The 14,329-nt window shown below is 43.7% G+C and carries 13 protein-coding genes and 1 pseudogene; 2 read left to right on the forward strand and 12 right to left on the reverse strand.

Annotation, left to right across the window (positions count from 1 at the left end):
* Nucleotides 1-3 precede the first annotated feature (3 nt).
* The 12 genes and pseudogenes from DWW90_RS17995 to nspC all read right to left on the reverse strand — a co-directional run bounded on the left by DWW90_RS17995 (nucleotide 4) and on the right by nspC (nucleotide 12,779).
* Nucleotides 4-1,818, reverse strand: coding sequence for a BatD family protein (locus DWW90_RS17995; RefSeq protein WP_122345979.1), 1,815 nt, complete (start codon nucleotides 1,816-1,818; stop codon nucleotides 4-6).
* 43 nt (nucleotides 1,819-1,861) lie between these two features.
* The gene (locus DWW90_RS20870; RefSeq protein WP_233547803.1) at nucleotides 1,862-2,578 is read right to left on the reverse strand and encodes a tetratricopeptide repeat protein; all 717 of its coding nucleotides are present in this window, start codon (nucleotides 2,576-2,578) and stop codon (nucleotides 1,862-1,864) included.
* Nucleotides 2,579-3,595 (reverse strand): annotated as a pseudogene (locus DWW90_RS20875) (VWA domain-containing protein); the annotation flags it as partial.
* Between the two features lie 13 nt (nucleotides 3,596-3,608).
* Nucleotides 3,609-4,595, reverse strand: a complete 987-nt coding sequence (locus tag DWW90_RS18005; protein WP_122345980.1) for a VWA domain-containing protein — start codon at nucleotides 4,593-4,595, stop codon at nucleotides 3,609-3,611.
* Between the two features lies 1 nt (nucleotide 4,596).
* The gene (locus DWW90_RS18010; protein WP_115500308.1) at nucleotides 4,597-5,610 is read right to left on the reverse strand and encodes a hypothetical protein; all 1,014 of its coding nucleotides are present in this window, start codon (nucleotides 5,608-5,610) and stop codon (nucleotides 4,597-4,599) included.
* Between the two features lie 9 nt (nucleotides 5,611-5,619).
* On the reverse strand, nucleotides 5,620-6,489 hold the full coding sequence (locus tag DWW90_RS18015) for a DUF58 domain-containing protein (RefSeq protein WP_115500342.1): 870 nt from the start codon (nucleotides 6,487-6,489) through the stop codon (nucleotides 5,620-5,622).
* Between the two features lie 113 nt (nucleotides 6,490-6,602).
* Nucleotides 6,603-7,598 (reverse strand): MoxR family ATPase, encoded by a 996-nt coding sequence (locus DWW90_RS18020; RefSeq protein ID WP_115500309.1) that lies wholly within the window; start codon nucleotides 7,596-7,598, stop codon nucleotides 6,603-6,605.
* A gap of 157 nt (nucleotides 7,599-7,755) precedes the next feature.
* The gene (locus DWW90_RS18025) at nucleotides 7,756-8,934 is read right to left on the reverse strand and encodes an HU family DNA-binding protein (RefSeq protein WP_122345981.1); all 1,179 of its coding nucleotides are present in this window, start codon (nucleotides 8,932-8,934) and stop codon (nucleotides 7,756-7,758) included.
* Entirely contained in the window at nucleotides 8,927-9,217 is a 291-nt protein-coding gene (locus DWW90_RS18030) for an HU family DNA-binding protein (protein ID WP_122345988.1), read from the reverse strand. Before DWW90_RS18030 ends, DWW90_RS18025 begins: the two co-directional genes overlap by 8 nt.
* An 83-nt stretch (nucleotides 9,218-9,300) precedes the next feature.
* A complete protein-coding gene (gene rimO, locus DWW90_RS18035; RefSeq protein WP_122345982.1) occupies nucleotides 9,301-10,596 on the reverse strand; it encodes a 30S ribosomal protein S12 methylthiotransferase RimO in 1,296 nt (431 codons plus the stop codon).
* Nucleotides 10,597-10,598: 2 nt separating this feature from the next.
* Complete coding sequence (gene ftsY / locus DWW90_RS18040; RefSeq protein ID WP_115500312.1) at nucleotides 10,599-11,552, reverse strand: signal recognition particle-docking protein FtsY; 954 nt, start codon at nucleotides 11,550-11,552, stop codon at nucleotides 10,599-10,601.
* An 87-nt stretch (nucleotides 11,553-11,639) separates the two neighbouring features.
* A complete protein-coding gene (gene nspC, locus DWW90_RS18045) occupies nucleotides 11,640-12,779 on the reverse strand; it encodes a carboxynorspermidine decarboxylase (RefSeq protein ID WP_122345983.1) in 1,140 nt (379 codons plus the stop codon).
* 345 nt (nucleotides 12,780-13,124) lie between these two features.
* On the opposite strand from nspC, the gene DWW90_RS18050 reads away from it, so the two are divergent.
* Together DWW90_RS18050 and DWW90_RS18055 are read left to right on the forward strand one after the other, a co-directional pair.
* Nucleotides 13,125-13,484, forward strand: coding sequence for a BlaI/MecI/CopY family transcriptional regulator (locus tag DWW90_RS18050; protein WP_115500314.1), 360 nt, complete (start codon nucleotides 13,125-13,127; stop codon nucleotides 13,482-13,484).
* Nucleotides 13,485-13,504: 20 nt separating this feature from the next.
* Nucleotides 13,505-14,329, forward strand: an 825-nt coding sequence (locus tag DWW90_RS18055) for a M56 family metallopeptidase (protein WP_147382449.1), incomplete at its 3' end; no start/stop codon positions are given.

The raw sequence follows: 14,329 nt of genomic DNA on the forward strand, positions 1-14,329 counted from the left end.
GCATTACTTTTTAATTGTATTTTCCATCTTACCAATGGCATCTACTGTCTGTTCATATAACTTATCCATAGCATCCGAAGCCTGTGCCGGTGCATAACGGGCAAATTCGCACGTATTCAGGATATCCATAAACTCATGGATCAGCGGCTCATCAACGCCATATTTAGTCAATTCAGCCTCTACATTATCCTTAGTCAGGCTTGCCTGCGGAATACTCAGTTTGTCACTCAAATATCCCCACAATGCACGAAGCACTTCGTCGTAAAATTCTTCTTTCTTGTTTTCCTTAAGCAGTTTACCTGCATTTTTCAGACGTCTGGTTGCCATCTTGTTCGCTTTCTTCGTACGGACTAATGCTAAGTTCGAGTTTTCTTTCACCTGCTTGCGGTAGATAAAGAAGAAGACAATAAACAAAATTGCCGGGATCAGATAACACATGTAATACATGAATGAACCGAAGAACAATTCATTATTCGGAACGAAATGGATGTCATTCACCTTCAGGTAACGGATATCCTTACCCAGATACTTCACACTTTCCTTATTGCTGAAGTTGGAAATAACGGGAGACGTTCCTCCACCTGCACCCTGCTCTACATGCAGCTTATAAGGTTCGGAAGTTATAGTCTTATAAGAATTGGTCTTTGTATCAAAATAAGAGAATGCGATAGCCGGAATTTCAAAATCACCTGCATAACGCGGAATTGCCATATATTCGATAGTCTTCGTACCGGAAGAACCAGCTGCAGTTGTCTTAATATCCACATCTACTTTCGGATCATAAACTTCGAAGTCATTTGGGAAAACAACTTCCGGATTCTTTACCAGCTTAATGTTTCCATTACCGGAAATCTTCACTTTGACAGTAACAGCTTCATTTGTTTTTACATTATTGGAGTTAATGCTCGAAGTCATAGTAAAGTTGCCGACTGCACCGGAGAATGAAGCAGGTTTACCGGAAGGCAAGGGCTTCACATCGATTGTTACAGAAGGAGTAGTAAGCTCTTTCTTTACATCAATGTAAGAAGATGAACCGCCAAAGAAGTCATCAAAGACACTACTTCTCTGTTTGGGAGGACCCGGTACACGTAACACAAGGTCCAGCTTTCCGGAAGGTATTGTAATCTTCCCGGAACGTTGCGGGTATAATACGGTTTGTCTAATAACTACCGCATTATAATTCTTGCCTTTGTAGTTTTCCATTACAGGCTGCTTATTATCCGGTAATTCGATTTCCTGAGCTAAAAAACCATCAAACTCCGGAAATTTAGGCTGATTAATAGATGCAATATCTTTTCTGAAATAAAGCTTGAATGTAACCAGAATACCTTCCTGTTCATAAACGTTTCTCTTAGAGACATCAATTGTCAAAAAGGCATCATCCTTACTGATACCTGTACCGGTTGAGCCTTCTTTTGCCGCTTCATCCGCTTTATCAGGGGGAAGCACTTTTATAGCTAACGCATTGGACGTGTAGTTGGCGCCTTTTACCTTGATCGTAGCCGGTGCAATATTGAAAGTACCCTCTTTCTTTGGTTGGAGAATATAAGTAAACGTCAAAGACGTCTCCGTAGTCATTTTTCCATTGACGATCTGGGTACTCATACTGGTCGAAGTAGACGGCCCTATCAACACATCGAAATCTGGTATCTCCGGCACACGCAAATCTTTACCCTCTGCATTTACCGTGTACGATAATCTGAAAGTCTCTCCCATAACGACAGCTTCCGGAGCAGAAGCCTTGAACGTCACATCAGCCGCTCTGACCACCACTCCGAAAGTTGCAAAGAGAACAAATAAGAAAACTAATTTCCTCATTCTTAATTCTTATTTTTTTAATTCTTACTTCTTTATTTCCCGATTACCACTCTTTATCCGTCCGACGGCGTTGCTGTTGTTGAGCTTGCGCCTTCTTCACCTTTTCCTGAGTGTCTTTTTCATCCTGCAGGAAAGCATCCAACATCTGTTGAGCATTGTCTTTACTCATCTGCTCATTCTGCTGTTGCTGTTCTTGTGTCTTATCCTGCTTCTTATCATCTTGTTGCTGCTGCTGATCTTGATTCTGCTGCTGTTGATCTTGTTTATCCTGATCTTCCTTCTTGTCTTCGTTCTGATCCTGATTTTGATCTTCATTCTGCTGATTCTGCTGATCTTGCAACAATTTTTGTGCCAAAGCTAAATTATAACGTGTTTCGTCATCTTTCGGATTCAAACGCAGGGATTGTTTGTAAGCTTCTACGCTTTTGGCATATTCTTTATTTTGCATGCCAATATTTCCGACATTATGAAAGATTTCCGCTAAACGGGCTTTTCCTTCCGGAGTCTCCACCATCTTCTCTGCCTGACCGGCTATCAATTGGTATTGTTCTGCTGCTTCCGGGAACTTTTTCTGTTTGTAAAGGGCATTTCCTAAGTTATATGTTCCTTCGGATGAGCGTGGGTTTACTTCCAGACTTTTCCGGTAAGCGATTTCCGCTTCGGTAAACTTTTCATTCTGGTAAAGGTTATTCCCTTCGCGGATGTTCTTACGTTCAGCCTTCTGGGCGAAAACAGAGCCTGAACAGAACAATAATATCAAAGAGAATAATTTTACTTTTCTGAATATACGGTTCTTCCGGTCTAATGTCATGAAATCTACCAAAAGCAGAATCAATGCAATCCAGGCAAATGTCTGGAAACGTTCATCATATTCCGAATAAACTTTACTGTCCAGTTCTGATTTATTCATCTTTTCAATCTCCTTTTGAAGCGCACGGAGCGCAGAATTAGTATTGTCGGCACGAACATACGTCCCATGACCTGCAGCTGCAATCTCCTGGCACATTTCTTCGTTCAGTTTTGTAATAACGACATTTCCTTCCTTATCTTTCATGTAATTATTACTTCCGCCTATAGGAATCGGAGTACCTTTCGGATCACCCATACCGACAATATTCACATGAATACCTTTATCTGCGGCAGCGGCAGCGGCTTTCACCGCATCGTCTTCATGGTTCTCACCATCCGTAATCAGGATAATGGCCTTATCCGACGTTTCGCTTGGTGTAAAAGAACGGACTGCCAAGTTGATAGCAGCACCGATAGCCGTACCTTGCGTTGAAACCATCGAAGGGTTGATAGACGAAAGGAACATTTTGGCCGAAACATAATCGGAAGTAATGGGAAGCTGCGTAAACGCATCCCCTGCAAAAACAATCAGTCCGACTTTATCATTCGAGAAACCGTCTGTCAACTTGGATAGCATCTGCTTGGCCTTATCCAAACGGTTAGGCGATACGTCTTCTGCCAACATCGAATTGGAGACGTCCAGACAAACCATGATCTCCACGCCCTGGCGTTTTACTGTTTCCAGTTTAGAACCGAACTGTGGCCCGGCAATGACAATGATAACCATCGCAATGGCTCCGAACAACAGCCAAAACTTCAGATGCTGACGCTTTGGAGAAACCTCCGGCATCAACTCTGCCAACAATTCGGGATTACCATATTTCTTGATTGCCTTTTTCTTCAGGATGATTGCATACACATAGAATGCAATCAGTACGGGAAGCAAAAAGAGCAAGTATAAAAAGTCCGGATGTGCAAAACGAAACATAAGCCTTTTTTATTTACGGTATATTTCTTAACAATGTATTTCTCAATAATATCTCAACCAGCAACAGTGAGAAAAGCAGGAGCGCCCAATTCTTGTACTCTTCCTGTTTTTTACTATATTCCTGCACGCTGATCTTTGTCTTCTCCATCTTATCGATTTCCGAATAGATCTCCTTCAGGCTGGCATTATCCGTCGCACGGAAATATTGTCCACCGGTTGTAGCGGCAATCTGCTTCAAGGTAGGTTCGTCTATCTCTACGTCGACATCCATATACTGGATACCGAATGCAGTCTGAAACGGATAAGGAGCTTTTCCTTGCGTACCGACACCGATTGTATAAACACGGACACCGAATGTCTTGGCTATTTCTGCTGCCGTTACCGGAGCGATCTCACCTTGATTGTTCACACCGTCTGTCAGCAGGATGATCACTTTTGATTTAGCCTGGCTGTCCTTAATACGGCTAACCGCATTTGCCAACCCTAAACCAATTGCAGTCCCATCTTGAATAATACCAGGCTGGACATCTTTAAACAGATTCAATAATACGGTATGGTCCGTCGTCAGCGGGCATTGCGTAAAACTTTCTGCTGCAAATACGACTAAACCGATATTATCGTTCGGGCGGCCATTGATAAAGGATGCGGCCACGTCTTTGGATGCTTCCAGACGATCCGGCTTCAGATCCTGTGCCCTCATACTGCCCGAAATATCCATTGCCAACATAATATCAATACCCTCTGTTGAAGAGTTCTGCCAGCTATTCGTAGACTGCGGACGTGCCAGTATCACGATCAGGACAGCGATTGCCGCCATCCGTAACACGAACGGGACATGCCGGAGCCAGACTTTCCAAGTGCTTGCTCCCGGCGCATCGAAGACTTCCGTAGACGACACCTGCAAACTTGCCTGATTTTTGCTCAGTTTGTAGATATACCATCCGATCATCGGGATCAGCAATAATAACAAATACAGATATGTAGGATTTGCAAATACCATCTTATTCTTTACTTATATTTGAATCATTCTTTTCTACAGGCTTTCCTTCGCCTTCCGCATTCTCTCCTTCACCGGGTGCGGGAATCTCCTCTATCTTCGTCTGATTAATGAACAGATAAGCATTCATCAAACTCAAATCGTTTTCATCCGGCAGCGGATTCATCTTTGCAAATTTCACAAAATCAGACAACTGCATAATCTGCTTCAAGCTTTCATATACAGAGTTAGCCTCATGCTGTTTACGGATGATATCGAGTATCTCGCCGGAAGTCATTTCCATTGCATTGATACCGAAACGATCCACGATATAACGACGCAACGTATCCGTAATCAATGTATAATACTCTTTACTACGACCCTGCTGCCAAAGTTTCTGCTGCTTGATCTCATCAAGTTCCTTTATGGCCTGTTCATGAGGCGGAAGCTTCGGTTCCGGCTTCTTAAACGGAATAATCGGCTTCTTGTTACGAATACGCTGTATGATATAGCCGATCACGCAGATCAGGAACAATGTCAGCAATATGCCGAATATCCAGGGATAATAATCAGCCAGCACAAAAGGCGGTTTCCAGACCTCTTTGATATCGTAAAACTCTTCCGGCTTGTCGGTATTGACAGGAATAGTCGAAACCTTCAACGCAACTTGGTTGGAATAAACAGTATCGGCGCCATCGATCACCATAAACGGAGGCAACAGATAGAGGGAAGAATCAAAAGAGGTAACCAGCAAATCCTGCTCGATCAATAAACGATCGTTATCGATCAAGGTAGAATCCGCTTTTGAGACACCTAACACCTCTACCCCGGCCATCAATGTATCTTGCGGAATAACCAGCTGAACGGCCTTATCTTTGTCTGCTGTTACCGTTAGATGTAAAACAGTCTGTTCACCGATCAGTATGGCGGCAGAGTCGACTTTCACGTCTACCAGTGTCTGCTGTGCATACGCCTTCCCTCCGGACAAAAACGTACCGAATAGGGATAGTAACAGAATGCTTTTCTTTATTAATTTCATTTGCTTGCTTTAATTACGTTTATCAAAAAGAGCAATTAATGCTTTCACATAATCATCTTCGGTACGGATAGAGACTGAATCGACCCGGCACTTCTTGAACGAATCGCTCATCGCGGCCTGCCGGCGGTCCCACCATTCTTTGTAGGCCGTACGCACATGGGCGGATGAGCTGTCTATCCAGCGTTCCCGTCCGGTTTCGGCATCCTTGATCTTCATCAGGCCGACAGAAGGAAGTTCCGTCTCGCGGCGATCGTACACCTGAATGGCAACGACATCATGCTTACGATTGGCGATCGTCAATGCATCCTTGAACCCGTCCTTATCGATAAAGTCGGAAATCAGGAAAGCCGTGCATCGTTTCTTAATCGCGTTGGTCAGATATTTAAGCGCCTGTGCAATATTGGTCTGCTTCTCTTCCGGCTGGAAGTCGATCAGTTCGCGAATGATATACAAGATATGTTTCTTTCCCTTCTGGGGAGGAATAAACTTTTCTATCTTGTCGGAGAAAAACACCACGCCAATCTTATCATTGTTCTGAATAGCCGAGAAGGCAAGCGTAGCGGCAATCTCCGTAATGATCTCTTTCTTCATTACATTCACGGAACCAAAATCCCTACTTCCCGATACGTCAATCAGCAACATCACCGTCAGCTCGCGCTCTTCTTCGAATACTTTCACGTATGGGCGGACATAGCGTGCCGTCACGTTCCAGTCGATATCGCGGATATCGTCTCCGTATTGGTACTCGCGCACTTCGCTGAACGCCATACCGCGTCCTTTAAACGCAGAATGGTACTGCCCGGCAAAAATATTGCGGGACAGGCCACGAGTCTTTATCTCAATCCGTCGAACTTTCTTTAATAGTTCACTTGTTTCCATCTTGATAATTGAAAATTGATAATTGAAAGTTGAAAATTTCAAACTAACGGAGAATGTAGTTTCAAAGAGTCAGTCCCTTTAATTTTCAATTCTCCATTTTCCATTTTCAATTATTAAGGTACTTCAACCTTGTTCAGAATTTCACTGATCACCTCTTCCGATGTCAGATTGTTTGCTTCCGCTTCATAGCTCAAGCCGATACGATGGCGCATAACGTCGTGGCATACGGCACGGATATCTTCAGGAATCACGTAGCCTCTGCGTTTGATGAACGCGTATGCACGGGCTGCCAAAGCCAAGTTGATAGAAGCACGTGGAGAAGCACCGAACGAGATCATATTAGCCAAGTTTGCCAGACCGTGTTCCTGCGGGAAACGGGTTGCAAAGACGATATCAACGATATAACGCTCGATCTTTTCATCCAGATAAACTTCGCGGACAACCTTGCGGGCTTCCAGAATTTCCTCTTTACTCAAGATCGGCTTGATCTCCGGTTTCACTCCTGAGATATTCTGACGGATAATCAGTTTTTCTTCTTCTTTTTTCGGATAATTGATGATGACCTTCAACATGAAACGGTCTACCTGTGCTTCTGGCAGCGGATAAGTACCTTCCTGCTCGATCGGGTTCTGTGTAGCCATTACCAGGAACGGTTCCGGCAGCTTGTAAGTATTTTCACTGATTGTTACCTGACGTTCCTGCATCGCTTCCAAAAGTGCACTCTGAACCTTCGCCGGTGCACGGTTGATTTCATCCGCCAATACAAAATTAGCGAAGACAGGTCCTTGTTTAACCATAAATTCTTCGCTTTTCTGACTATAAATCATAGTACCGATAACGTCGGCCGGCAACAAGTCCGGCGTGAACTGGATACGGCTGTATTTCGCATCGATCAATGACGCCAGTGTTTTAATGGCCAAAGTCTTTGCCAACCCAGGCACACCTTCCAGCAGGATATGACCATCTGAAAGCAGACCGATCAATAACGATTCCACCAAATGTTTCTGTCCAACAATTACCTGGTCCATACCCATCGTAATCATGTTCACAAACGAACTTTTACTTTCAATCCGCTCGTTCAACTCACGAATGTCTACTGTCTGACTCATAGATTTTCTTCAATTATATTGTTACTATTTTTACTTGCTTTTTTTGAGATGCACAAAATTAGAAATGTTAAATTCGTATTCTACACTTTCGCAGTTAAATAATACTAACCTGCTCGGAAGTATTTTGTTTTATTTTACTTAAACGGGAGCGTTTTTATTACAGTTGGCCACTCAGAATCTCGGTCTGGCGGGCTGCAGCTTTCTCCACGGAAGCACGGTCGCGGCGATTAATACCATACAGCTCAGGAGCAGGCACTTCGATAACAGTGCCGATAGGTATATTGTTCGGATCTTTTATAATAGCTTTATTGTGTTCATACAGATATACCCAGAAAATCTTGCTACCGTAATAATCCAACGAAATAAGAGTCAGGCGGCTACCCGGTTCTATTTTGACACGGGCGATTACTTTTGGAGAAGTGGTTTCCGGCTTTGCTTCGGTCGTTTGAGTCGTGACTTGAGTCGTATCTTGTCGCACAGAATCCACTTGGGCAACTCCCATGCGCTTTTTAACCTCTTCCGGTTTGAGCATCCATGATTTGTCTTCTTTTGAAGAGGTTGTATCTTCCTTTAAAACGGAAGTTTCTTTTTCCTCTTCGAAGAAATGGCTGCGGTTCAGATAAAGACACACATTAAAGGCAATCAAAAAGAGCACGAATACGCAAATTGCCATGTTCCGCTTTGTACGGGACTTGCCCGTTCCCGCGCCTGACGCGGGATCGCAAAGTGGCTGCCTGTCTTCCGCCTCGACAGGATCAGGAGCTACATTATTATCTGTATTATCAAGAACGATATCGTCTGTTTCCTCGCGATCCCGCATCGAGTGCGGGAACGGGGCAGCCGGTTCCTCAAGAGAGCTATCAGGTTGCTCGACAGGGACAGAATCTTCCTGCGAGACATCTCTTTCCTGTGGCAAACGCTTTTCTTCCGGCATCACCTCTTCTACCGATTCGTCTTCCGTCTCCTTTTCTTCCGTCCCGTCAGCGCTCACATCCATATCGGTAAAATCAACGTTCTCACCTAATTCGGTTGTCTCAAAAAAAGAAAAAGGCTTGTTGACAAGTTCCCGCAAATCTTTATCGGGGAGGAAGGAAAACTTATAATGTTCCGGAATAACGAAACGTTCACCCGTATTCACATGGATACTTTCACGCTTCTCCACAGGAATGATTTTGAATGTACCGAGCCCCTTCACCTTCACAAGCTTATCGGCATAGACGCCATCCGAAACAACCGCTATAAATTCTCTCAGAAAACGTTCGGTGCTGTTCTTGTCTTTCCCTGTATATTCGGCTAACAAACCTGCCAAATCCTGTATGGTCAGCCGGTTATTCATGTTCGCTTAATTCTTTAAGTTTATTCTTCACGGTAGTTCCCGGCTTGAATACCGGAACGAGTTTTGGAGGCACCAGATAACGCTTTCCGTTCGAAGGATTGACAGAGATACGCTCCGCCTTCTTTTTCACTTCAAACTGACCGAACCCTTGCAGGTAAACAATGTCGTTATCTACTAAACGGGAACTGACCACAGAACTTAAAACAGAAAGTGTATCGGTAACTTCCTGTGCAGTCCATCCCAAACGAGAGGCAAGTTCGGTAATCAGTTCCTTATTCTTCATATCCGCATCCATTAATAGATTATGCAGCTATATTAGTTATTTTTTCGTAAACTGGCAAACTTCTTTGCAGTTTTTATATCATATTAAAGCACTTTTCCGTACAAATCAAAGGCTTGAGCGTCTTCTATTTGTACGTTATAGAACTGTCCGGGAGTCAGTACCTTTTCTTTGGTAACAAGAATCTCCGGATCGACTTCCGGCGAATCGAATTCCGTACGGCCTACATAAAAGTCATCCTCTTCACGGTCGATTATCACTTTAAACTCTTTTCCGATCTTGGATGCATTTATATCTGCCGAAATACCTTCCTGGATGCGCATCAAATAATCCAGACGATCTTGCTTTACACCCGGATCGATGTCATCGGTATAATGTTTAAAGGAATAGGTTCCTTCTTCGTGGCTATAAGCAAAAGCTCCCATACGTTCGAAACGTACATCCTTCACAAAGGCTACCAACTCTTCAAAATCCTGTTCCGTTTCACCCGGGTGGCCAACCATCAAGGTTGTCCGTAAATGGATGCCGGGAACTTCCTCGCGCATCCGCCGTATCAACGCATAAGTTTCTTCTTTCGTGATGTTCCGGCGCATTTTTGCAAGCATCGGATCGCTGATATGTTGCAACGCGATATCCATATATTTACAGACATTATCGCGTTCACGCATAACCCGCAGCAAATCATAAGGGAAATGGGAAGGATATCCATAATGGAGGCGAATCCATTCCACGCCTGGAATATCGGAGAGACGTTCTATCAATTCGGGCAGCGCATAACGTTTATACAGGTCAAGACCGTAATAAGTCAGATCCTGCGCAATCACTTGGAACTCTTTCACCCCCTGCTCCACCAACAAGCGGACTTCCTGCTCGATATCTTCCATCGGAACAGACTGATAATGCCCCGTACTGATCGGAATGGCACAATAGGAACAAGTACGGTTACACCCTTCCGCAATCTTCAGATAGGCATAATGCCGGGGAGTTGTCAGCACACGGTCGGAAGCCAGTTCATGATGATAGGATTTACCCAAATCGTTCAGCAGTTCCTTCCAGTTAAACTTTCCATAAAAATGATCGACCTCCGGCAATTCGTTTTCCAGGTCTTTCAGGAAGCGTTCGGACAGGCATCCCATTACGAATAGTTTACCGATCTTTCCTTTTTTCTTCGCTTCACCCAAGTCAAGGATCATATTGATCGACTCTTCTTGTGCATCACCGATAAAGCCGCAAGTGTTTACGACTACGATTTCACCGTTAATTTTATGTGGATCGTGTTCAACGGCATAACCGTTTGCCACGAATTGGCGCATAAGTTGTTCTGAATCCACCAGGTTTTTCGAACAACCTAATGTTATAATATCGACTTTATTTTTCCGCATATTTATTCTCCGAAGAGGGAGTTCACAAATTCTTTTCTGTTGAATACCTGCAAGTCTTCCATGCCTTCACCCAAACCGATATATTTAACCGGAATGCGGAAATGGTCTGAAATACCAATCACGACACCGCCTTTGGCAGTCCCGTCCAGCTTGGTAACAGCTAAAGCATTCACTTCAGTTGCCGCTGTAAACTGCTTGGCCTGCTCAAACGCATTCTGTCCGGTAGAACCGTCCAACACCAACAATACTTCATGGGGAGCATCCGGAATCACTTTCTTCATCACGTTTTTGATCTTGGTCAGCTCGTTCATCAGGTTGATCTTGTTATGCAAACGGCCAGCCGTGTCGATAATGACAACATCGGCACCATTCGCCTTCGCAGAACTCAATGTGTCGAAAGCCACAGAAGCCGGGTCCGATCCCATCTTCTGTTTCACGATAGGCACTCCTACCCGTTCGCTCCAAATCACCAATTGCTCGACGGCTGCCGCACGGAATGTATCGGCCGCTCCGAGGTAAACATTCTTTCCGGCTTTCTTGAACTGATAAGCTAACTTGCCGATCGTAGTGGTCTTGCCCACGCCATTTACACCAACAACCATGATAACATACGGCTTTTTATCTTCCGGAACCGTAAACGACTCCAAGTCTTCCGTATGGTTTTCGGTCAGCAGGGCGGCAATTTCTTCACGCAGGATAGCAGTCAGCTCGGCAGTTGTCACATACTTATCTCTCGACACACGGTCTTCGATACGGGAAATGATTTTCAGTGTTGTATCTACGCCGACATCGGACGTGATCAAAACCTCTTCCAGATTGTCCAGCACTTCGTCATCCACCTTGCTCTTGCCGGCGATGGCTCTGGTAATCTTGGAAAATACATTTTCTTTTGTCTTTGATAACCCTTTATCCAGAGTCTCTTTTTTTTCCTTACTGAAAAAGTTAAAAATGCCCATATCTTACTGCTTAATTTATTCCTATTAGAAACGAGTGCGCTAAATTACTAAATAATTGATAATTGACAATAGACAATCGACAAATCCTTAGCTCATCCGGTTTTTGTAATCTTCGTAACCGAACCGGCGATACATCACAAGCGCATCATCCTTGCTCCACAAAGCTAAGGACGGATGCGGGATTCCATTGAACATCGACGTTTTGACAATCGTATAGTGAATCATGTCCTCAAATATCAAACGGTCGCCCACTTTCAACGGCTGGTCAAACGACCAGTCTCCCATATAATCACCACTCAGACAGCTATTTCCTCCGATACGATAGGTCGGTTTCCCTTCTACCGGCTCACTGGCTCCGCGAATGGCAGGCTTATAAGGCATTTCCAGGCAATCCGGCATATGACAGGTAAACGAGGCATCAATAATAGCCGTTTTGATGCCGTGATTCTCAACAATATCCACAACAGTCGTCAATAAAAAACCAGTCTGCCAGGCAAATGCGCTTCCCGGTTCCATTATAATCTCAAGGTTCGGATACCGGGCTTTAAACGACTGTAGAAGAGCGATCAGATGCTCCGTATCATAATCTTTCCGCGTCATCAAATGCCCGCCGCCCATATTCAACCATTTGATATGTGGCAGGAAACGACCGAAACGCTTTTCCACCTCTCCTAATGTTTTTTCCAAATCGTAAGAAGACGATTCGCACAAGGTATGAAAATGCAACCCTTCGATTCCTTCCGGCAACTTGTCGCCCAGCAGATCACTGATTACACCCATCCGCGAACCCGGTGCACAGGGATTATACAAATCCGTTTCCACTTTCGAATACTCGGGATTAATCCGCAAACCGCACGACACCCGGTTTCCGTCAGCCTGCACCATCGGATAAAACCGCTGGAACTGCGAAAGCGAATTAAATGTCACATGGCTACTGTATTTCAGGATTGTAGGGAAATCCGCTTCCGTATAAGCCGGCGAATAGGTATGCGCCCGACTGCCCATTTCTTCAAATGCCAATTGAGCCTCATAGATTGAACTGGCCGTTGAATATGGAATATATTCACGCACAATCGGGAATGCCTTCCACATTGCAAATGCCTTAAAAGCTAAAATTATATTTACACCAGCCCGCTCCTTCACGCCTTTTATAAGCGATAAATTACGGCGAAGCAATTCTTCTTCCATCACATAACATGGGGATGGTATCACATTGAAATCTATCATCCGATACGTTTTTTGTCCGAAGTGCAAAGATACGTAAAAGCAGAGATTATACCAATACTTTAATCTGCAGAAAATCTATTAATGACGCCCTCATAAATGTTTTCGAGGATGTCATTAATATTTTCGACGTCCTCATTAATGTTTCCGACGCCCTCAAAAACAACCTTCCCACAGATCGAATATAAAAATATAGAGACAAAAGTTCAAAAAATCCTATATAGAAAATGAACAAACGGAAGGATAATTCGATCTGTTAACAATAATTACGACTCAAAGCAGTGCTCATCTACTTAGATTTAGTAGATTTGCGAAAACATAGTAGTTTGTTATTTAAATAATAAAACAATGGAAAGACTGACATCACAAGAAGAAGACATTATGTTGTATATATGGAAACTGGGCCCCTGTTTCATCCGTGACATACTGAATGAAATGCCTGAACCGCGCCCTCCATATACCAGTGTAGCATCGGTTGTACGCAATCTGGAAAAGAAAAAATATGTCACTCCGAAGAAGTTCGGAACGATCACCCAATTTTTTCCCCGGGTGAAAGAGACTGACTACAAGCGAACTTTCATGTCTAATGTTGTCCGTAACTATTTTACAGGTTCTTACAAAGAAATGGTTTCTTTCTTTGTCCGCGACCGCAAACTGTCTAAAAGCGACTTGCAGGAGCTAATGGATCAGATTGAGAAAGAAGAATAATCAACACAAAAGAAATCAGTATGATAACTCCGGTACTCATTTATTTTCTGAAAGTAAACCTGGCATTGGCACTCTTATATGTCTGCTATCGCCTCCTGTTCCGTGAAGACACGTTCTTCAGGTTGCGCAGAGGTGTTTTATTGTCGATTTACTTGATTGCATTCTTGTATCCTCTACCGGATTTAAGCGGCTGGTTGGCTGGTCAGACAAGTGTGGCGGATATAGTCAGTTACTATTCTGTTTTGCTGCCAAAAGAGACCATTACAATGCCTAACCACGAAATCACTTCTACCACAGGTTGGAAAGAGACCGGGCTTACAGTTATGCAATTAATCTGGCTGGCAGGAGCAAGTATCTTACTATTCAGATGTTTGGCAGAGCTATTCACGGTTTGCCGGCTATACAAGAAATGCCGGAAAATCACATTAAACGGCATCCGGATTTGCCTCCTTCCAAAAGATGAAAGTTCTTACTCTTTCTTCAAATGGATTTTTATTTCTCCTTCCCAGGATTACGGGGAAAAGCTTGATGACATTCTGGTACACGAACGCACACACGTCTGTCAATGGCATTCAGCCGACATACTTCTGAGTGAAATCGTCTGCATTATTTGCTGGATCAATCCATTTGCCTGGTGGTTAAAGAAAGAGATCAGCATAAATCATGAATTTATTGCAGATGAACAGGTTATGCTTTCCGGTTTTAACAAGAAAGAATACCAATACCACCTGATCGGAATGGAACAACCCAATATGGCAATAGCGAATTTATATAATAATTTCAGTGTCTTACCGGCTCACCCGATATTTCTTGGGGGGAACTTCATTAACTTTCTTGGAATATCT

The organism is Parabacteroides sp. AF17-28, assembly GCF_003479205.1.
Lineage (GTDB): Bacteria > Bacteroidota > Bacteroidia > Bacteroidales > Tannerellaceae > Parabacteroides > Parabacteroides acidifaciens.

What these genes read in the sequence shown, in the direction of transcription:
- DWW90_RS18010 (WP_115500308.1), bottom strand. Translation starts at nt 5,610, where the DNA reads ATGAAATTAATAAAGAAAAGCATTCTGTTACTATCCCTATTCGGTACG.
- DWW90_RS18005 (WP_122345980.1), bottom strand. Translation starts at nt 4,595, where the DNA reads ATGGTATTTGCAAATCCTACATATCTGTATTTGTTATTATTGCTGATC.
- DWW90_RS18015 (WP_115500342.1), bottom strand. Translation starts at nt 6,489, where the DNA reads ATGGAAACAAGTGAACTATTAAAGAAAGTTCGACGGATTGAGATAAAG.
- DWW90_RS18030 (WP_122345988.1), bottom strand. Translation starts at nt 9,217, where the DNA reads ATGAAGAATAAGGAACTGATTACCGAACTTGCCTCTCGTTTGGGATGG.
- DWW90_RS18020 (WP_115500309.1), bottom strand. Translation starts at nt 7,598, where the DNA reads ATGAGTCAGACAGTAGACATTCGTGAGTTGAACGAGCGGATTGAAAGT.
- DWW90_RS18025 (WP_122345981.1), bottom strand. Translation starts at nt 8,934, where the DNA reads ATGAATAACCGGCTGACCATACAGGATTTGGCAGGTTTGTTAGCCGAA.
- DWW90_RS18050 (WP_115500314.1), top strand. Translation starts at nt 13,125, where the DNA reads ATGGAAAGACTGACATCACAAGAAGAAGACATTATGTTGTATATATGG.
- DWW90_RS17995 (WP_122345979.1), bottom strand. Translation starts at nt 1,818, where the DNA reads ATGAGGAAATTAGTTTTCTTATTTGTTCTCTTTGCAACTTTCGGAGTG.
- ftsY (WP_115500312.1), bottom strand. Translation starts at nt 11,552, where the DNA reads ATGGGCATTTTTAACTTTTTCAGTAAGGAAAAAAAAGAGACTCTGGAT.
- nspC (WP_122345983.1), bottom strand. Translation starts at nt 12,779, where the DNA reads ATGATAGATTTCAATGTGATACCATCCCCATGTTATGTGATGGAAGAA.
- rimO (WP_122345982.1), bottom strand. Translation starts at nt 10,596, where the DNA reads ATGCGGAAAAATAAAGTCGATATTATAACATTAGGTTGTTCGAAAAAC.